This window comes from Pedococcus sp. 2YAF34, assembly GCF_052114585.1.
Classification (GTDB): Bacteria; Actinomycetota; Actinomycetes; order Actinomycetales; family Dermatophilaceae; genus Pedococcus.
This window is the reverse complement of sequence record NZ_JBFRFA010000097.1, coordinates 1-480: the sequence shown is the minus strand read 5'-3', so window position 1 is coordinate 480 and position 480 is coordinate 1. Positions and strand designations below refer to the sequence as shown.

General features: G+C 62.9%; 1 protein-coding gene. It reads right to left on the bottom strand.

All coding sequences use genetic code 11. The features are described 5' to 3' along the window. Nucleotides 1–480, bottom strand: a 480-nt coding sequence (locus tag AB4Z02_RS19045) for an SLC13 family permease (RefSeq protein ID WP_441972930.1), incomplete at both ends; no start/stop codon positions are given.

Here is a 480-nt window from a genome sequence, read left to right as displayed (position 1 = left end):
CCGGAAACTGCGAAACGCTGATTTCGCTGTGGTCGATTTCGTCGCCGATCAGGTGCAATTCACCCAGGCGCGCGCGTTCACGTTTACCGTACAGGTAGGCAATCGCCAGGATCGCCACTACGCCAGCGAGCATCGCCGGGATCATCGGCACGAAGATGTCCGACGGGTCGACATGCAATGCACTGGCGGCACGCGCGGTCGGGCCGCCCCACGGGGTCATGTTCATCACACCACCGGCGAGGATGATCAGGCCGGCCATGATCCGCGGGCTCATGCCGATGCGGCTGTACAGCGGCAGCATGGCGGCTACGCAGATCATGTAAGTCGTGGCGCCGTCACCGTCCATGGACACCACCAGGGCCAGCACCGCGGTGCCGATGGATACCTTCAGCGGGTCGCCCTTGACCAGTTTGAGGATCTTGCGCACAGCCGGGTCAAACAGGCCTGAGTCGATCATCAGGGCGAAGTAGAGGATGGCGA